Annotated in this window: 15 protein-coding genes and 4 pseudogenes; 8 read left to right on the top strand and 11 right to left on the bottom strand. The window is 72.9% G+C overall.

Translation table 11 applies throughout. The annotated features are described in order from the left end of the window. Window positions 1-252, bottom strand: a pseudogene (locus tag ACWGIU_RS08380) (alpha/beta fold hydrolase); the annotation flags it as partial. 136 nt (window positions 253-388) lie between these two features. Here ACWGIU_RS08380 and ACWGIU_RS08375 point away from each other — a divergent pair. Then, window positions 389-994 carry a TetR/AcrR family transcriptional regulator gene (locus tag ACWGIU_RS08375; RefSeq protein WP_453703628.1) on the top strand — a complete coding sequence of 202 codons (606 nt, stop codon included), beginning with the start codon at window positions 389-391 and terminating at the stop codon, window positions 992-994. Beyond that, a pseudogene (locus tag ACWGIU_RS08370) lies at window positions 931-1,705 on the top strand (SGNH hydrolase domain-containing protein); the annotation flags it as partial. The gene ACWGIU_RS08375 and the pseudogene ACWGIU_RS08370, both read left to right, overlap by 64 nt. A 169-nt stretch (window positions 1,706-1,874) precedes the next feature. On the opposite strand, the gene ACWGIU_RS08365 reads toward ACWGIU_RS08370, so the two are convergent. Beyond that, the gene (locus ACWGIU_RS08365) at window positions 1,875-2,300 is read right to left on the bottom strand and encodes a subtilase-type protease inhibitor (RefSeq protein ID WP_453703626.1); all 426 of its coding nucleotides are present in this window, start codon (window positions 2,298-2,300) and stop codon (window positions 1,875-1,877) included. A gap of 499 nt (window positions 2,301-2,799) precedes the next feature. Further along, complete coding sequence (locus ACWGIU_RS08360; RefSeq protein WP_453703624.1) at window positions 2,800-3,771, bottom strand: helix-turn-helix transcriptional regulator; 972 nt, start codon at window positions 3,769-3,771, stop codon at window positions 2,800-2,802. 136 nt (window positions 3,772-3,907) lie between these two features. Between ACWGIU_RS08360 and ACWGIU_RS08355 the strand changes: the two genes are divergently transcribed. Further along, window positions 3,908-4,303 carry a RidA family protein gene (locus tag ACWGIU_RS08355; RefSeq protein ID WP_453703633.1) on the top strand — a complete coding sequence of 132 codons (396 nt, stop codon included), beginning with the start codon at window positions 3,908-3,910 and terminating at the stop codon, window positions 4,301-4,303. Between the two features lie 84 nt (window positions 4,304-4,387). On the opposite strand, the gene ACWGIU_RS08350 is transcribed toward ACWGIU_RS08355, so the two are convergent. After that, window positions 4,388-4,936 (bottom strand): GNAT family N-acetyltransferase, encoded by a 549-nt coding sequence (locus tag ACWGIU_RS08350; protein ID WP_453703622.1) that lies wholly within the window; start codon window positions 4,934-4,936, stop codon window positions 4,388-4,390. Window positions 4,937-5,110: 174 nt separating this feature from the next. On the opposite strand from ACWGIU_RS08350, the gene ACWGIU_RS08345 reads away from it, so the two are divergent. Then, on the top strand, window positions 5,111-5,758 hold the full coding sequence (locus tag ACWGIU_RS08345; protein WP_453703620.1) for a hypothetical protein: 648 nt from the start codon (window positions 5,111-5,113) through the stop codon (window positions 5,756-5,758). A gap of 71 nt (window positions 5,759-5,829) precedes the next feature. Continuing rightward, window positions 5,830-6,036 (top strand): MbtH family protein, encoded by a 207-nt coding sequence (locus ACWGIU_RS08340; protein ID WP_453703618.1) that lies wholly within the window; start codon window positions 5,830-5,832, stop codon window positions 6,034-6,036. Between the two features lie 103 nt (window positions 6,037-6,139). On the opposite strand, the gene ACWGIU_RS08335 is transcribed toward ACWGIU_RS08340, so the two are convergent. From ACWGIU_RS08335 to ACWGIU_RS08325, 3 genes are all read right to left on the bottom strand, one after another. Beyond that, window positions 6,140-6,634, bottom strand: coding sequence for a hypothetical protein (locus ACWGIU_RS08335; RefSeq protein ID WP_453703616.1), 495 nt, complete (start codon window positions 6,632-6,634; stop codon window positions 6,140-6,142). A 295-nt stretch (window positions 6,635-6,929) separates the two neighbouring features. After that, the gene (locus ACWGIU_RS08330) at window positions 6,930-7,388 is read right to left on the bottom strand and encodes a MarR family transcriptional regulator (RefSeq protein ID WP_453703614.1); all 459 of its coding nucleotides are present in this window, start codon (window positions 7,386-7,388) and stop codon (window positions 6,930-6,932) included. A 160-nt stretch (window positions 7,389-7,548) separates the two neighbouring features. Further along, window positions 7,549-10,356, bottom strand: a complete 2,808-nt coding sequence (locus ACWGIU_RS08325; RefSeq protein WP_453703632.1) for a BTAD domain-containing putative transcriptional regulator — start codon at window positions 10,354-10,356, stop codon at window positions 7,549-7,551. Between the two features lie 290 nt (window positions 10,357-10,646). Between ACWGIU_RS08325 and ACWGIU_RS08320 the strand changes: the two genes are divergently transcribed. Beyond that, window positions 10,647-11,072: a hypothetical protein gene (locus ACWGIU_RS08320; protein WP_453703612.1), complete on the top strand. Its 426-nt coding sequence runs from the start codon at window positions 10,647-10,649 to the stop codon at window positions 11,070-11,072. 207 nt (window positions 11,073-11,279) lie between these two features. Here the strand turns inward: ACWGIU_RS08320 and ACWGIU_RS08315 are convergent, their stop codons facing one another. The 3 genes and pseudogenes from ACWGIU_RS08315 to ACWGIU_RS08305 form a co-directional block, all read right to left on the bottom strand. After that, a complete protein-coding gene (locus ACWGIU_RS08315) occupies window positions 11,280-11,705 on the bottom strand; it encodes a subtilase-type protease inhibitor (RefSeq protein ID WP_453703610.1) in 426 nt (141 codons plus the stop codon). 382 nt (window positions 11,706-12,087) lie between these two features. Then, a complete protein-coding gene (locus ACWGIU_RS08310; RefSeq protein WP_453703608.1) occupies window positions 12,088-13,617 on the bottom strand; it encodes a hypothetical protein in 1,530 nt (509 codons plus the stop codon). Window positions 13,618-13,751: 134 nt separating this feature from the next. Continuing rightward, a pseudogene (locus ACWGIU_RS08305) lies at window positions 13,752-14,138 on the bottom strand (hypothetical protein); the annotation flags it as partial. A gap of 200 nt (window positions 14,139-14,338) precedes the next feature. Between ACWGIU_RS08305 and ACWGIU_RS08300 the strand changes: the two are divergent. Then, complete coding sequence (locus ACWGIU_RS08300) at window positions 14,339-15,688, top strand: serine/threonine-protein kinase (protein ID WP_453703630.1); 1,350 nt, start codon at window positions 14,339-14,341, stop codon at window positions 15,686-15,688. A gap of 115 nt (window positions 15,689-15,803) precedes the next feature. Here ACWGIU_RS08300 and ACWGIU_RS08295 read toward each other — a convergent pair whose 3' ends face one another. Next, on the bottom strand, window positions 15,804-16,154 hold the full coding sequence (locus tag ACWGIU_RS08295; RefSeq protein ID WP_453703606.1) for a hypothetical protein: 351 nt from the start codon (window positions 16,152-16,154) through the stop codon (window positions 15,804-15,806). A gap of 930 nt (window positions 16,155-17,084) precedes the next feature. On the opposite strand from ACWGIU_RS08295, the pseudogene ACWGIU_RS08290 reads away from it, so the two are divergent. After that, a pseudogene (locus tag ACWGIU_RS08290) lies at window positions 17,085-17,419 on the top strand (ABC transporter); the annotation flags it as partial.

The following is a 17,419-nucleotide window of genomic DNA, read 5'->3' as shown; positions in this document are numbered from 1 at the left end:
GGGGTACCACTGGGCGGAACAACCGCCGGAGCCGTGGATCAGGACGACCGGGGTGCGCGACTCGGCGGCGGGGTCCACAGGCCCGTACCGGTAGACATGCGTGGTGCCGAAGCTCGTCTCCACGTCCGTCTCGGAGCGGGCGGGCGCGCCCAGCGCGTACACGGCCTCGCAGGCGGCGAAGTACCGGTCGCGCAGGTCGTCGTTCACGTAGCGGCCGATGTCGCGGCGCGGGCGGGTGGTGTTCTCGGGCACGGGGCACCTCCGGTTCTTCGAAGATCCGTTCTTCGTAATACGAACGTACCATAAAGATGGTACGGCGGTACCATGAAGGAGTCCGGGCGGTCCGGACCGCGAACGCGAACACTCACCGACGGGCGGAGACACGACCATGCCGAAGCGTGTGGACCACGAGGAGCGGCGAGCCCAGATCGCCGAGGCGCTCATCCAGGTGGCCGGGCGGCGCGGACTGCACGCGGTCGGCATGCGCGACGTCGCGGCGCAGGCGGGGGTGTCGCTGCGGCTCGTGCAGTACTACTTCGAGACGAAGGAGAAGCTGCTCTTCTACGGACTCCAGCACCTCACCGACCGCTTCACCGCACGCGTGGGCGAGCGCCTGCGTGCCGTCGGCCCGAACCCCGGCCCCCGCGCGACCATCGAGGCGCTGCTGCTGGCCTCCCTTCCCACCGACGAGGAGGGCCGCACCTTCCACCTCCTCTACAGCTCGTACTCGATCCTGTCCGTGACCGACGAGGCCCTCGCCGCCCAGCCGTTCATCGACAACCCCGACGCCGCGGAGAACGCCGTCACCGGCCTGCTCCGACAGGCACAGGACACCGGCCTGGCCGACCCGGACGTCGACGCGCGCACGGAGGCGATCAGCCTGCTCGCCATGACGGCGACCATGGGTACCAGCATCCTCGCGGGCCAACGGAAGCCCGAATCGGCGGTCGCGGTACTCCACCACCACCTCGACCGGATCTTCACCACCGCCTGACCCCCCGACCCGCCCCGGAATGGGTCGAGCAGCCGCTGCGCCGCAGCCGTACGGTCTCCGAACTCCCGCGCCGTGGCCTGTCGGTGGGCGTCTCGGCGATCGTGCTGCCCGTGGCCAGCCCCGGCCGAGACGCGCAGTCCGGACTGCCTGTTCGGCGCGGTGGACGGCCCGGACCGGATCGTGCCGCTCGGCGACTCGCATGCCGGGCAGTGGTTCTTCCCGATGCCGGCACTGGCCTCGCAGCGGGGCTGGGCGCTGCAGGAGTTGGTGAAGCAGGGCTGCCCGCTGCCGGAGCTCGCGGTGGACAGTCCGCAGCTCGGCCGCGCCTACCGGGAGTGCGACGCCAGGCGGGCGGACACCCTGGAGCGGCTGCGGCAGCAGCCGAAGCCGCGCCTCATCGTGATCGCCTCGCTCAACCGGTACACCGACGACGCCGGGCTGCTGGCCGAGGCGTGGGAGAGGACACTGACGCCGCTGCGGGCGCAGGGTGCACCGATCGTGTACGTCGAGGAGCCTGACCTCCGGTCCGCAACCGTGCGCGGGCCGCCGTACGGCGTTCCACTCGTACGCCGTCGAGGTCGATCTCGCGCCCGGTGCGGAGGAGGTGCGCTGGCATCTGGACGGGCGCCTTTACCACCGGGTGACCGCGGACGCCGACGGCGCGAGCGCGGGTCCGGCCACCGAGCCGGGTCATGCGATGCGGGTGGACCACGTCACCGTCTCGACCCTGGAGCTGAACACGTAGCGGTGCGGAGGTGCGGACCTGTGGAGGGGGAAGCGTCTCGCTCCTCCGGGCCGGCGGACGGCCCGTGAGGGGGCGCGCTCCACGGGACTGCCCGGAACACGCCCGGCGCCTGCGCGGCACAGGTCCGACGCGGGATCAGAAGGCGAAGACGGGGCTCCCGTTGAGGGTCGCGGCCATCACGCAGGTGTTGGAGAAGGTGTACTTCCACGCGACGCGGCTGCCCTTCCACACGCCGTCGGCGGTCACGGTGACCGGGGCGTAGTGCATCGGGCAGACGCGGTCCGGGTTCGGCGAGGCCAGCAGGCGGTCCAGCGCTCCCTCCGTGGAGTTGAGGGCGGCGCAGGCGGCCTGCGGGTCCGGGTGGGTGCCCAGCGCGGTCGGGGCGCAGCTGAGGGTCGAGGCCCGGACGACGGTGGACTCGGTGGCGTCGTCGCCCTGGGCGACGGTGAACACGAGCGCGGACGGGGCGTACAGGCTGGAGGGTTGAGCGGCTGCCACGCCCGTGGTGCCGGCCAGACAGAGGAGCGTGGCGGCGGAGGCAGCTGCGATGCGGTGACGCACGACGGAACTCTCTTTCGATTCAAAGGTTGAACGCGATATTTGGTTTCGATATCGCGACGTTGCGGGATCAGACTGTCCGACGCGAAGGCAAGTTGCATCTCCAGGACCGATTTACGGACAGAGCATCCGTATATCGGCGACCGAATGGTCGTTCGGGCAGCTCACAGGGGGCGCCCCCGCTCCGTCGGCGCACCCCGTCGCCGGTCGGGCCGCCGCCGACACACCTCTTCACCCCGCCCTGACCTGCTGCCGGGCACGCGCGGTTCACCCGACGGCCACTCAGCTTGACCGGATATGCACGTTCGAACCCGAGAACGCCGCACTCCGGCCCGCCTGATTCCACGACCTCCGGGAAACCGGCCCCGCGCCCGGACGGTCCGACCGCAGCCGCCCCGGAGGTCGCGTCACACCCCAGCCGACCGAGCCGAACCGGGGAGTCGACGCAGGTGACACCGCCGGCTGCGACCGGATCTCAGGTGGCCGAGGCGCTGACCGGTCGTCACAACGAGTCCGTGTAGCGGGCGGCGAGCGCCGCGGCGCGGTCGCGCAGGGCGGTCCGCAGCGCCTGCGGGGCCAGGGCTTCCGCGTCCGTGCCCAGCTGCCACAGCGCCCATTCGGCGTGTCGTGAATCCTGGAAGATCAGCTCCAGCCGCAGTCGGCCGTCCGGGTCGGGCTCTTCCGCGCGGACGGCCACCGCGGTGGCGAGCAGGTCCTCCCGCCGCACCGGGTTCACCAGCACCAGCACCGTGATGTGGTCGCCGCTGAGGAACCGCGCGGAGCGTTCCCGCCAGATCCGGTCCAGGTCGACGTGGTTCGGCCGCTCTGCCGTTTCGGGGAGTTCCTCTGCGGCCAGCACCCGCGACAGCCGGTAGGTGCGGTCCGCGCCGGATCTCGTGGCCAGCAGGTACACCCGGTCGCGCACGGTGACCAGCCCGACCGGGTCGACCGTGCGCCACCGCGGTGGTCGGCCGGTGGCCGCGTAGTGGATGCGCAGCTTGTGTCCGGCGAGCACCGCGCGCCGGACCTCGCTCATCGTGGTGCCGGGTATGTCGTCGGCGCCCGATCGGCGTGAGAGGAGGTCGGTCTCCGGCTCGACGAGGAATCGCCGGGCCGCGTCGCTCGCGGTGGTCCGGTGGCTTTCGGGCAGCGCGTCGACCACCTTGCGCATGGCCGAGGCGAGGGCCGGGCCCAGGCCGAAGGTCTGCTCACCGCGCCCCGATCCGGCGGCCAGCAGGGCCAGGGCCTCGTCATGGTTCAGTCCGGTCAGCTCGGTCCGGAAGCCGGGCAACAACGAGAAACCGCCGTGCCGGCCGCGCTCGGCGTAGACCGGGACGCCGGCTGCCGACAGTGCCTCGATGTCGCGCAGCACGGTGCGGGTGGAAACCTGCAGCTCGCGTGCCAGCGTGTCCGCGGTCAACCGACCGTGCCGGCGCAGCAGCAGCACCAGTGAGACCAGCCGGTCGGCGCGCATGCGGGAACCTTAACGGAATACATGACAGAGGGTGTCGTGATGTGTTGGGAGGCTCGTCAGCACGACGTCGAGGCCGGCGGCTGCCGAGCCGATGGACGTACGTACTCCCGATGAATCGAATGGAGCTGACGTGGCAATGCAGCGAACGGCGGTCAACCCGGTGACGTGGTCGGTGGAGATGGGGTTCAACCAGGGTGAGATCGTCTCCGGGCACACACGGACCCTGTACGTCTCGGGGCAGACGGCGATGAGCGGCGACGGCAAGCCCCTGCATGACGGCGACATGGCGGCCCAGTTGACGCTGAGCATCGACAACCTGGAAGCCGTGCTCGGCGAGGCCGGCATGTCTCTCGCGAACCTCGTGCGGCTCAACGTGTACACGACCGACGTCGACCTGCTCTTCCAGCACTACGGCGGACTGGCGGCGCGGTTGGGCGCCGTCGGGGTGGCGCCGACCACCACGATGCTCGGGGTGGCACGCCTGGCGATTCCCGGCCAGATGGTCGAGCTGGAGGGCACCGCCGTCGCCTGACGCGCGGGCGCCCCTGTTCCGGGGCGCCCCGCCGCCGTTCGCGTCCTTCCGTGGGTGGATACATCGTCGCCGGCGGCCGAGAGCTCAACCGGACGGCGTGACCGTGGACCGCACGCCGAACCACTGCTCGGCGCCGAACTCCTCGAACCTCTCCACCTCGGTGAATCCCAGCTTCGCCGCGAGGCGCACGGCACGGTCGTTGGCGCTCTGGGTGCAGAGGACCACCGGCTCGTCCGGAAACGCGTGGGCGCACCAGTCGAGTGCGGCCGCGCACGCCTCGGCGGCGTACCCGTGTCCCCACGCCTCCGGCAGGAACATGTAGCCGAGCTCGACCTCTCCGGCCTCCGGACGGACGTGCCCCGGACGCTCCGGGTCGCGCCGATCGAGTGTGACCATGCCGATCATCGCTCCGTCGACCTCGATCACGAAGAAGCCGGGGCGCCGCCCGGGCACCTCCGGCACCGCGCGTTCCAGCTCGGCACGCGGTCGTGGGCCACCGACGTAGGCGCCCACCTCCGGCGATGCGAACAACTCGATGAACGCCGCACGATCACGCGCCTCGGACTGGCGGAGTACCAGCCGTTCGGTCCTTGACGGGCCAGGTGGCCAGGCGACAGATCCGAGTTCAGTCATGACAGGCAACCTATCGCAACCCCTCGCACACCTGGATGGAGGCAGTTCAACCGCCTTGCGGGCGCGCATGATTCAGCTGACCCGGCGCGCCGGGCGAATCCGACGACGCGGTCTCCCCATCTCCCCACACCTCCCTTTTTAGGTTAGGCTTGCCTAAGAGAGGAGGGGGCGGGGATGCAGGACAAAGGCCGAGACCAAGCGCAGCAGGACGAGTGGGCCGACGACGTGCTGGCTTGGATGAGCGCGCAGGAGGAGATGGACCGGGCACTGCGCGACGCGCTGCACCGCACGCCCAGTCAGCGGGAGGAAACGATCGCCCGGATGGCGGATGCCCTCCGCGGGGCGGCCCAAGGACTGACCATCCCCGGGTGCGCGGCCGCGGCCGGTGTTCCCGAGCGCATTCTGCGCGAATGGCTGGAGATCGACGCCAGTTTCGCGACGGCGCTCGGCGCCGCGCACGCACTGGCCGAGGCGCACGGGCTGAGACCCGGGCCGGCGCCGAGCCCGGCCGCGTTACACCTGATGCTGAACGCCATCCGCAAAGGGGCCACCTGGCCGGCCGCGGCGACCCTCGTGGGCATCTCCGTGCGCAGGTTCAACCGTCTGCGCGCCGAGGCACCGCCGGTCGAAGCCCTGATCGGGGCAGCCCAGCGGGCGCGCTCGGAGAAGGCCGGTGCGAGCCGGCGGCGCAGACCCCCCAAGGCGGCGAGCCGCCGGGTCGGGTACCGGATCGTGCAGCTCGACGACCCCCTCCTGTCTCCGGACAGTCGACCGGATGACCCTGTCGGCGGGGTGAGCGACCGCGCCAAGCCCCGGGACTGAGCGCCCGCTCGCACGGGGACCGCTTTCGAGGGGCATCGCTGCCCCGACCTCATCACTCAAGGAGAGACACCGTGGCCACCAACCCCTTCGAAGACGACGACGCCCGCTACTTCGTGCTCGTGAACGCCGAGAACCAGCACTCGCTCTGGCCCGCCTTCGCGGAGGTACCCGCGGACTGGACCGTGGTGCACGGCGAGGACAGCCGAGAGGGCTGCGCCGCGTACACGGAGAGGCACTGGACGGACATGCGGCCCGCCGGCCAGGTCGCCAGGAGCTGATCCCGAGGGCCTCCCGGCCCCGCTGTCCCAGCCGCGGGGCCGGACCGGAGCACGGCCGCGCGGACTGGTGACCAGTCGTCACCACATCGCCGCCTCAGGGGTGTCACTCCGTGGCGGCCCGGGGGATGAGGCGGGTACCGCACCAGCTGCAGTACCGGGCGTCGGCCTCTATGGCATGCCGGTGGCACTGCTCGCAGACGAGGTGGAGCGGGCACTGCGGGGTGCGAGGTTCGGTGCTGGGCGGCCGGCCGATGGCCATGCCGGCCCGCCTGCGGTGCGCGGTGAGGAACACCAACCCCTCGGGGCCGGCCCGCAGCGAACGGGCGGATCCGCGCGGCAGCAGGGTGAGGGAGCCGGGCACGACCTCCACCCCGGCGCCGTCCAAGGTCAGGGAACCGCCGCCCTGCACGACGGCGAGCAGGACGTCCACCTCCGGCTCCCGGTGTACGGCGATTTCGCCGCCCGGCAGGAGGCGCACCACATTCGCGTCGAGCTGCCGGCCATTCTGCCGTAGCCGCCACAGGGCGCCGCTCTGGCCGTCCGCGGCGGCCTCGACCAATCCCGTGACCGTGACACTCACGGCTTCCCGCTCGACCACCACATGTCCTTCCCACGCGTTCGGCCGCTCTGCCGACCGTCGTGATCACCCATGAGATCACTTCGGCCGGTGTCCGCACCAACCACGGGGGCGAAGCGGTCGCCTGAACGCCAGGACGTGAGCCGCTCGGCGCACCCGGCGCGGCGGAACGGCCGGTCCCCGGCACAGGCTGACACCCTTCGGGCGTGGGCGAAGGGGCATTGAGAAGGCATACCACCCGTTGGGGTCAAGATCTGCCGGGTTCCGGCGCCGGCCTCTGCGGGAGGCGCGCCCGGGGCGTACCGGACTGACGGGGTCAGTGGTGCCAGGCGTGGCCTCCAGTGTTGTGGATGAACCGCTGGAGGACCTTCAGGGTGATCACGTACTCCTCGTTCGGGATGCCCCGGTGCCGCTCCCGCCACAGCTCCGCCTGGGTCAGGGCAACCTGGGCGTGGAAGTCCCGTCCCCCGTCGGTGAGTTCGAGCTGACCGTCCGGGTCCTGCGTGACCCAGCCACGGGCGATGGTGGCGTCGATCTCCTCGTCGAGGTCGTCGATGCCCACGGCCGCGTAACCGCTCAGCACCCCGGTCACCCGGTCGCGTGTCGGCGGCGTCTCGGCCGTGGCGATCCGGTCCAGGATCCATGCCTGCGGCTGGGTGGTGCCGATTCCGGCGAGTACGGCCCTGATACGGGTGACCACCGCGTCCGAGGCGGCCCAGCTCCAGTATCCGATGGGCTGCCGGACCAGTCCTGCGTCGTCGTGCGAGTACTCCATGGCGGATCCGCTCCGTTCGCTCTCTTCGAGATCGTCTACGCACAACACCGTAGGATCTCAACCGCACTTGAGGTCCAGTCCTCAGGTCCGTGGCCTCGCTCCCCCGCCCCCTCCCTGGCGACGGGCAGCGGGCACTATGGGCGGCCGGGCGGACCGGACCTCACGCCGACGGCGATCCGCCGGGGCGTGAACCGGTGCGGCCCCCGCTGGGCGTGGACCGTCCCCGCGCGCCCCCGCTCCACGCCGGTCCCCGCTCCGGCTCCGGCTCCGCAAGCCCCCGCAGTGCCGCCCGCGCGGCGACCTCGCCCTCCTCGTAGGCGTTGGCCCGGGCCTCCCGGATGGCTTCGCAGAGCTGTCGTACGGCATCGCCGGTACGTCCCACGGCGGCCAGCGCCTCGCCGTGCAGGGTGCGCAGGACCACCCGCCGGGGGGCCGCCAGCAGAGGCGCGGCGAGCGTGAGGCCGCGCCCCGCGTGTTCGGCGGCTTCGGCGGCGGCGCCGACCGACAGCAGGTGCTGGGCGAGGTGCTGGTGCGCCAGGGTGACGGTCTCGGTGAGGCCCTCCCGCTCGGCCAGGGCGAGGGCGTCGGCCAACAGGCCGCCCGGCCGCTCGCGGTCTCCGTGCCGCATGAGCGCGACGGCCAGGTTGATCCGGGCGACCGCCTCCCCGGCGACGTCTCGCGCGCGGACCGCGAGGTCAGGGGCTCGCTCCAACCGGGTCAGGGCCTCCTCGGGCCGGCCTTCCTCGGACAGCACCCAGCCGAGCAGGGCCAACGCCCGGGACTGGGCCGCCGGGTCACCGTCCAGTTCCGCGGACGCCAGACCCTGTTCGAGCAGCGGCACCCAGCCGTCGCGGACCTGCCAGACGATGAGCGGCCACTGGAGCAGGACCAGCCGCCAGGCCCGGTCGTGGAGGCCCGCCGCGACGGCGGCCTCGACCGTTGCCCGCAGGGTGCCGCGTTCGGCGGAGTACCAGGCGAGCGCGGCCGTCCGGTCGGCGAACCGGCGGGTCTCGGCCGAGCGCCGGGCCCCGGCCGGGATGGCGCAGCACGGTTCGCCGCCGGGTTCCGCGGCGGCGCACGCCCCGAGGAGGGTCTGCACCCAGTGGTCGAGCAGCCGCAGCAGCCCGGCGGGTTCGTGACCGGGTGCCAGGCTGCGGGCGAAGAGGCGTACCAGATCGTGCAGCACGTAGGACTGCGGGCCCGTCTCGACGACCAACTGGGCCGCGGCCAACTGGTCGAGCGCCAGCGCGGCCTGGGGCGGCGGGCAATCGGCGAGCGCGGCGGCGGTGCCGGTGTCGAGCGTGGCGCCGGTGTGCGGGCCGAGGTGGTGGAACAGCCTGCGGGCCGGTTCGGGCAGATGCCGCAGGCTGAGGCCGAGCGCTGCGGCGACGCCGGTGTCCTCCGCCTTGAGCAGGTCCAGCCGGTGTTGCTCGTCGGCGAGTTCACCGGCGAAGGAGGCCAGCCCGCGGTGCGGACGGGTGGCGAGCCGGGCGGCGGCGACGCGCAGCGCGAGCGGCAGTCCGTCGCACAGGCCGGCCAGTCGCGTCGCGGCCTCCGGTTCTGCGGCCACCGGTTCCGGGCCCAGCACGGCGGCCAGCAGCGCCGTCGAGTCGGCGGCGGGCAACGCGCGGACCGTCACCGGGCGGGCGGCGTCGGTGGCCACCAGGCCGTCGAGCCGGTCGCGGCTGGTGACGAGGGTGACGCACTCGTCACCGCCGGGCAGCAACGGGCGGATCTGCTCGGAGTCGACGGCATTGTCCAGTACGACCAGCAGTCGGCGTCCGGTGGTCAGTTCGCGGTAGCGGGCCCCGAGGGCGGCGGGCGAGCCCGGCATCCGCTCGACCGGGACGCCGAGCGCGAGCAGGAACTCGCGGAGCACGGCGCAGGTGTCCCGGGCCGGGGAGGGGCTGAACCCGCACAGGTCGGCGAAGAGGGTGCCACCGGGGAAGTCGGTGCGGCGCCGGTGCGACCAGTGCACGGCGAGCGCGGTCTTGCCGACGCCGGCACTGCCCGTGAGCGTGACGATGGGGCCCGGTACCGCGGTCGTGATGCGGTCGAGGGCGGCGAGTTCGTCCTGCCGAGCGATGAAACCCCGGGGGCGGCGGGGCAGCAGGTGGGGGGTGCCGGCCGGCCCTACGGCCACGGCGGCCTCGTGCGGCCGGTCGACCGGCGACCGGGCCGTCTCGTTGTCGGCATCGGCATCGGCGGGGGTGTGGGCGTCGGTGCCGGTGCCGGTGCCGGTGTCGCTGAGGAGGGTGCGGTACGCGTCGGTGAGCACCGGGCCGGGGTCGACGCCGATCTCGTCGGCGAGCAGCTTCCGCGTACGGTGGAACCAGTCCAGCGCGTCCGCCTGTCGGCCCGCCCGGCCCAGGGCCAGCATCAGCTGCGCCACGAGCGGCTCCCGCAGGGAGTGGGCGGTGGCTTCGGCGCGCAGCACGGACGCGGCCGCCCCGTGGTCGCCCAGTTGCCCGTACGCGCGCGCCAGCGCCTCTACGGCCGTCAGACGCAGCTCCTCCAGCGCGTGCGCGGGAGCCTCCAGCGGTGCGCTGTGCACGGTCCCGGCGAACGCCGGCCCCTGCCACAGCCCCAGTGCCTCGCGAAGGACCGCCACGGCCTGCCCCGGGTCGGCGCCCTGCCGGACGCGCCGGAGCGACTCCTCGAAGCGGTAGGCGTCCACGAGCGCTTCGGGCAGGCGCAGCCGGTACGCCGCTCCCTGCGTGAGGAGTTCCACGCCGTGTGCCGCCGCGTCGTGCTGTGCGAGGACCGCCCGGAGCCGGGAGACGTGTCCCTGCAGCACGGTGCGCGCGTGCCTCGGCGGTTCCTCGTCCCACAACGCCTCGGTGAGCCGGTCGACGCCGACGGGCGTGTTCGGGTGGGCCAGCAGCATGGCGAGCAGGCTCCGGCGTTTGGCAGGGCCGAGCGGGAGCGGAGCTCCGTTCGTCGTCGTTACGGAGACCGGCCCCAACACGCGGAACTGCACAGACCCCACCCTTGTCGATCCGTACCACTTCCTACCGGTCCGCCCATGTACAGGCAGCCCCTGACTGAGGATAAGTCGGATTGTTCCGGTGGCATGAGTACGGCCTCGGCCAATCATGGAACGCAGATTCCGCTCTCGAACACATGGCGGCCGGAGCAGTGCGGGCATGCGGGCGGGCGGGCGGACCGACCGTTAGCGGGCCGTTAGAGCATCGTTGGCGGCCGGTGGAAGTGTTCGGGGCGTCGAATCGTTCCGCCATCCGATTGGGGAGTACACACATGACCTCGGCCATCCTCCGCCGCTCCGCCCTCGCGGTCACCACCCTCGCACTCTCCGGAGCCGCCCTCGTCGGCGTCACCGGCGCCCCTGCGCAGGCGGCGACGCCCGCAGCCGCTGCCGGCTTCTGTCACGTGTCCGGCCTCGGCGGTGACTACATCTGTGAGTACGGCGAGGCCTGGCTGACGTACCCGGCCGGAAACCGTCAGGTCTTCATCATCGGCACCGACTTCGCGGTGTGGACCCGCTGGCAGTACGCCGGCGGTTCCTGGAGCCCGTGGACCTCCATGGGCGGCACCGTGCGCAGTGGGGTCCGCATCGAAGGCAACAACACCTGGAACCCGACCATCTCGATCATCGGCATGGACGGTGAGCGCTGGTCCCGGCACCGTCTGAACAGCGGCAGCTGGACCCCCTGGCAGAACTGAACGGCGCACCCAGGCGGGCCGCCACCCGCCGATCCCAGGGAGAGAACGGTACGCCCGTGACGGGGGTGTCCCTGGCACGGCGGCAGGCGCCCCCCCCCCCCCCCCCGCCGGGCCGCCGGCCCGCCGGGGTCCGGCCGCCGCCACCCCCAAGTGGCCGCCGGCCCCGGCCCCCGCGCCACGGCCCCGGCACGGCCACGAGCCGCCGCGTCAGAACGCGTAGAGGGCGTTGTCGTTCAGGGTCGCGGACATCACGCACGCGTTGGAGAAGGTGTGCTTCCATGCGACGCGGTCACCACGCCATACGCCGTCCGCCGTGACAGTGACGGGGTCGTAGTGCTTCGGGCACACCCGGCCCGGATTCGGAGCGGCCAGCAGGCGGTCGAACTCGCCACCGGTGGCGTTGAGGGCGTCGCACGCGGCCCTGGGGGCGGGGTGCGTGCCCTCGGCGGTGTAGGCGCAGCTGAGGACGGCCGCACGCAGGACCGTGCCCGTGGCGGCGTCGTCCCCCTGGGTGACGGTGAAGACCATCGCCGAGGGTGCGTACAGGCTCGTGGGGCTCGCCTCCGCCAGGCCCGCGGTGCCGGCGAGGCAGAGGAGAGCGGCGGCGGAGACGGTGGCTAAGCGGCGACGCATGACAAGACCCACTTTCGATTCAAAGGATGTTTGGGGCGCTAGAGCTTTCATGTAGTGCTCAACTGGGGCTGAGCCTGCCAGGCATGAAGGTCCATCGCACTTGGGCGGTCGATTTACGGACAGTCCGTTCGGCGGCCGGTCGCCCGGGGGGCGGTTCGCGCAGCTCCCGCCGGGGGCCCGCAGGTCCGCAGCATGCGGGAGCGCGGTACACCGACCGGCGTGACGCGGGCTCCCGCACCTGCTGCCCAGGTGGCGGCCACGCCCGGTTCACCGAACGGCCCACCAGGGTGACCGGATCGAAGCGGTGAGGAGCCGGGCCGCGCGGCCCGGACGATCCTCGGGCCGCATCCTTCGGGGCCGCCTCGCGTGCTCGGTCCCGTCGTCAGCCGGCCTTCAGACGGCGGCCGATCTCCTCGGTCATCCGGCGCTGGAGCTCAGCGAGCTGCTCGTTCGTATAACCCGTCAGGTCGCCCGGATCCTCTGGGTTCTTCGCGCCCTCCTGCTGCTGTTTCTGCTGCTCCCGCCGTTTGAGCTCCTGCTCCTCGGGCGATCCGGGCACCACGTACGCGCACCGGATGAGCGCTCCGTCGGCGGCCTTCAGACAGGTCGCCTCACGGCCGCCCACCTGGCCCTTCCCCTCCACCCGGTAGCGGACGTTCTGCTCGCTGCCGACGGTGGCCGTCCATGTCCCGCCCCCGGTGGGTACAACCTCGAACACCTGGTCGTCGTTGTAGCAGCAGACGTCCCGGTACTCGGCCTTGATCAGGGCGACGAGCGCCTTCGGTGACGACCACGCCGGATCGAGGCGATGGACGGTCATCGGCGCGAGTCCGCCGCCCTGGTGGCGGGTGGGCACCGCGGACACGGCCACGACCGAACTGGCCTCCCCCTGTGGCGTGAGCGGGGTGACGTACGCGCTGCGCCCGGCCTCTTCGGCGTACCGCAGGGTGAACTCGGACTCGTTGCCCTCGTTGGCGCCGTCCTCGGAGGCATCCCATCCGCTGCGCTCGAACCACCAGTCGCTGAAGCCGCCCACCGCGGCCGTCCCTTCCCGCTGACGGGCGGCGAGGCTGATCGGATAGGACGGGCCGGGAACGGCGGAGGTGTCGGTGGTGAGGGTGAGCTTTCCGGTCCGCCCGTCGTAGAGCGCGACCCCCGCGGGGCGTTCGGTCACCACGAGGAACCCGGTCTGCCGCTTGAGCGGGACGACGACGACCGGTGTGCCGCCCGAGCAGGTCACGTAGACGTCGTCGGCCTCGAACCGGACCCAGCGCTTCTCGGCGGAGATCTTCCGGCCGAGGTTGTGGGTGAACCAGCCGCTGATCCTGGCGTCCGCCTCGGACACGTCGAACGCGCAGCGCTCCTGGCTGCGGCTCTCGCCGCCGAGCGGGACGTCCTGCACGAGGCCCACCTCGTACCCTGCCAGCCAGCCGCGGCGCTCCACCAGCGTGGCGAACCGGTCCGAGTCCGGCAGGTAGGTGATGTCGGATATCTCGCCGGTGACATCACCCAGGTGCGGGGCGGCCTGCGCCTCGCCGGCCACGTACGGCACCCGTGCCGCCAGCGCCGGTACGGGCCCGGTCACGACCTGCGCGGTGGCCATGTACGCCCGGTCCTGCAGGTACGAGCTGTACACCAGCCAGCCGACGGTGAGGCCCAGCCCGACGACGGCACCCAGGCACCCGAGGGCGACGGCCGCGTTCCCGGCGCCCGCGCCGCGCCCGGCCCGGCGCCGCAGCCGTCCCACCACCAGCCCGCCCACCAGGGTGGCCGCAGCGGCCAGCAGGGGCAGGGCGAACCAGGCGAAGAGCTTGCGCAACTCCCAGACCGCGATCGTGGTGTAGTACGAGGCGTACCAGAGCACGAACCCCACCGGCAGAACCACGAACCCCACGCGCAGTGCCCGACCCATCAGCGCCCCCGCCCCTCGGCCCCATGTCAGTGCGTTTCCGATTCTCCACCCCGGGCCATGCCGTGTCACCGGGTCAGGCGGACGCGGCCTCGCGCCGCCGCCGACGGGACGTTTCACACCCCGCAGGACGACGGCCCGTCCTGGCCCTCGCCGATGGTGAGGTACACACTGCCGTCGGCCGGGTGCACGTGGTGGAGACCACCGTGCCCGACGGTCTCCAACTCCCGACGGGCGAGGACCTCCCCGCTGTCGGCGTCGTACACGACCCACTGGTCCCCGACCCGGCGCTGCGCCATCACGTCCGGCCGGTACACCCACACGGTGCGGCCGTCCAGGGACAGCGAACATCCGGGCCGATGGCCGTGACGCACGTCGGAGTGCGGCTCGAAGGCCGACGCCCACACCGGGTCACCGGCGCGCGTGAGGCAGACGACTCCGTTCAGCGTGGTGTACACGACCTTCTCCGGATCGGGCCGGACCACGGACGCCTCGACCTCGTCACCGGCGCGCGGCCGGAACACCGCGGCGGGCTCTACCGCTGAACCGGGGGCCGGGGCCGTACGTGATGTTCGCGTCGGCCGGCGACAAGAAGGAGAACCGCCCCATGTACAACGAGGAGAACGAGACCGTGACGGAGACCGCGTTCACGGCGCCCCCCGCAGGCGCGGCCGGGGACCCGGTCACCGCCGGGGGCGCGCCGGTCGCGGCGGGCGGGTACCGGCTGATCGCGGGCCGCTACCGGTTGCTGTCCCGGCTCGGCGAAGGCGGTATGGGCACCGTGTGGCGGGCCCACGACGAGACCCTGTACCGGGAGGTCGCGGTCAAGGAGGTACGGGCTCCGGCCGGTCTGCGGGCCGGTGACATCACGCGGATGTACAGCCGGCTGGAGCGGGAGGCGTGGGCGGCGGCCCGGATACCCGACCGCAACGTGGTCACGGTCCACGACGTGGTCATGGAGGACGACCGGCCCTGGATCGTGATGGAACTGATCCGCGGGCAGTCGCTGGCCGATCTGCTGCGGGCCGGGGGGCCGCTGCCCCCCCGCCACGCCGCGCACATCGGCGGGGAGGTGCTGAGCGCGCTGCGCGCCGCGCATGCCGTCGGGGTGGAGCACCGGGACGTGAAGCCGGCGAACGTACTGCTCGCCGAGGACGGGCGGGTCGTGCTCAGCGACTTCGGTATCGCGATGGTCGAGGGCAGCACCGCGCTGACCATGACCGGCGAGTTGGTCGGCTCCCCCGAATACCTGCCGCCGGAGCGGGCGCTGGGCCGCCCTTCGGGCCCCGAGTCCGACCTGTGGTCCCTCGGTGTGCTGCTGTACGCGGCGGTGGAGGGCATCTCCCCGTTCCGGCAGGACACCGCGCTGAGCACCCTGCGGGCCGTCGTGGACGAGGAACCGCCGGTGCCCACCCGCGCCGGACCGCTCGCCCCGGTCATCGCCGGGCTGCTCCGCAAGGAGCCCGCGGAGCGGACCCCTTCCTCCGAGGCCGCCGAGGCCCTCCGGGACATCGCGCACCCGGACGCCACCACGATCGCCGGCGCCCGCATCCTGCCGGACCCCGCCGAACCCGCCAGGGCACCGGCCGTTGCGGAGCCCGTGACCGGGGTGCCCGCCGCCCGGCCCCGCAGGCGCCGTACGGCGGCCTTCGTCGCGGCCGGCGTGGCCGCCTGCGTACTGATCGGCGGCGGGATCGCCTACGCGCTGAACGGCGACCACGGGACCACCGGAGCCGGTTCGGGCGTGCGGATGTCGGTGGCGGGCGCGAACACGACCTACACGGGCGGCTGCCCGATCCCCGAAGGCCGGGCCCCGGCGTTCACCGCGACCTTCACCGCGTCCGAGCCGACGCTGATCTCCTACCGCTGGGTGTCCGGCGACGGCTCCGTGGTGGATCCGCACTGGCGCACCCTGTCGATCGGGGACAAGGCCGAACCGACGAAGCGCGACACCGTGCGCGTGACGGCCTACGCGAAGACGGGCATCCTGGCGACCGGGATGGCCGTGGAACTCCAGAGCCCCATCCGCGCCACCTCCAACCCGGTGCCCTTCTCGATCACCTGCACCGCCTGAACCCCGCCCGGGCCGCGCCGCCCGGCGCCGACCGGGGCCCTCAAGGAGCCGGGGCTCCGCCCGCTCGACGTCGGCGACCACGCTCCACACCCCCGGGAGCGGGTTGCGCAGGCGGTCACGTGCCCGGGCAGGCCGGGTGCCAGGTGGCGCCCTTGGCAGAGGTGTCGAGTTCGGTACGGGTGAGGCCCCCGCCGACTGCCGCACAGGCGGCGGCCCGGGGATCACGGGCGGCCGTCACCGCTTCGGTGACGTCCCTTACGAGGAGTTCCGAGTAGCCGAGCAGGAGACGGCCCGGCGGAAGGGCGAACGCTCGCGGATGTTCGGCGAAGCCGTCCTTCCCGAGCGCCACCGGCTCCATGTCCGGTCGTACGAGCCAGGTGGTGAAGTCCCGGAATCCGGAGGTGGTGGCGAGCGCGCCCCAGCTCCCCTGCACCAACACGTCCATCGTGTGGGCCCCCTTGGGCATGGGGAGGTCGTGGAGGGGCTCGGCCTTGCCCGTGCCCGAGTCGGGCAACCGCCAGCCACGGGCCCCGGACCGGAGAATGCTGCCGTCCTCGCTGAAGAGGGGCCGGCCCCCGGGGTCGTGCCGGGGATGGTCTGCGTCCGCCGGGCCTCCCCCGCGGCGGACAGGTCCCACAGGGTCGGCCCCGTCCGTCCGCCGTCCAGGACCAGCGTCCGCCCGTCGGGGGACAGGGCGACGCCGCCCCCGGAGTCGGTGTCCGAGCCGGTCTCCGTGCCGGACTCGGACGTCAGGCCGGAGTCGGGCACCAGAGGGGAGTCGGGCACCAGACCGGAGTGGGAGTCCGAGCCGGAGTCGGAGTCCGGGTCCGCGGCGGGGGTGGCCGTCTCGTACTCTTCAGGGCCGGCTCCGTCGCCCGGAATCGCACCCGGCTCCGGGGCACTCGTCCCCGGGACCCGCTGCTCGTCCGCCGTGGGCGTCGAGGCGCCGGACATGAGCCGCTGGAACGGCGCGGCGTGGCCCCGTCGCCGTCCACCCGCCGGACCAGCGCCTCGGAGGGTCGCGCATGCCCGGGCCGACAACGTGGACCTGGTCGCCGAGTTCCCGCCGTCACCGCGCCCGGCCCGCGTCTGGTGGGCGACCTAGGACCACCACAGGGACGGCACGGTCCTCGGCGAGACACCGGCCGCGCTCGCCCCGGACGGCTCGGTCCACCGGTTCGTCCCGGCACTCGAACACGCGGCCGCCGGCTTCCGATGGGCCTGGTAGCCGCACGCCGGGGGTGGGCCGTTCCGGTGGTCCCGGACGCGGGTTCGCGGCCGGAGGGCGAGGAGTACGGCGGCCTTCCCTGATGGGCAGACCATCCTGAGGGTGCCGTGCGGCACCACCGCTCCCACCGCCCCTCGATCCCGGCCCGCCGGGAAGCTACGGAGACCGATGTCCCCGACCGTCGCCCCCGAAGCCACTGCCGCGGCCCTGGTGCGCCGCCCCCAGCTGTGGCTGGTCCCCACGATCCTGACGGGGCTGCTCGCCCTGCTGCTGTCGCTGCTCTACATGGGCGGAATCGTCAATCCCAATGCGGAACTGCGCGACCTGCCCATCGCCCTCGTCAACGAGGACAGGGGCAAGCCGCCGCCGGGGCAGCGGCAGAACCTGGGGACGCAGATCACCGCCGCCATCGCCGCCGACCCGGCCGGCGGCAAGGCGCAATGGCGCGAGCTGAGCCTCGCCCGGGCCCAGGAGGAGCTCGACTCCGGCAAGGTCTACGGCGC

It is taken from the genome of Streptomyces sp. NPDC054840 (assembly GCF_053611065.1).
This window is presented reverse-complemented; position numbering and strand designations above follow the sequence as displayed.

Bases quoted from the DNA above. Each gene is read 5' to 3' on its own strand.
- ACWGIU_RS08375 (WP_453703628.1), top strand. From the start codon at position 389: ATGCCGAAGCGTGTGGACCACGAGGAGCGGCGAGCCCAGATCGCCGAG.
- ACWGIU_RS08320 (WP_453703612.1), top strand. From the start codon at position 10,647: ATGACCTCGGCCATCCTCCGCCGCTCCGCCCTCGCGGTCACCACCCTC.
- ACWGIU_RS08295 (WP_453703606.1), bottom strand. From the start codon at position 16,154: ATGCCCAAGGGGGCCCACACGATGGACGTGTTGGTGCAGGGGAGCTGG.
- ACWGIU_RS08345 (WP_453703620.1), top strand. From the start codon at position 5,111: ATGCAGGACAAAGGCCGAGACCAAGCGCAGCAGGACGAGTGGGCCGAC.
- ACWGIU_RS08310 (WP_453703608.1), bottom strand. From the start codon at position 13,617: ATGGGTCGGGCACTGCGCGTGGGGTTCGTGGTTCTGCCGGTGGGGTTC.
- ACWGIU_RS08350 (WP_453703622.1), bottom strand. From the start codon at position 4,936: ATGACTGAACTCGGATCTGTCGCCTGGCCACCTGGCCCGTCAAGGACC.
- ACWGIU_RS08360 (WP_453703624.1), bottom strand. From the start codon at position 3,771: ATGCGCGCCGACCGGCTGGTCTCACTGGTGCTGCTGCTGCGCCGGCAC.
- ACWGIU_RS08315 (WP_453703610.1), bottom strand. From the start codon at position 11,705: ATGCGTCGCCGCTTAGCCACCGTCTCCGCCGCCGCTCTCCTCTGCCTC.
- ACWGIU_RS08355 (WP_453703633.1), top strand. From the start codon at position 3,908: ATGCAGCGAACGGCGGTCAACCCGGTGACGTGGTCGGTGGAGATGGGG.
- ACWGIU_RS08330 (WP_453703614.1), bottom strand. From the start codon at position 7,388: ATGGAGTACTCGCACGACGACGCAGGACTGGTCCGGCAGCCCATCGGA.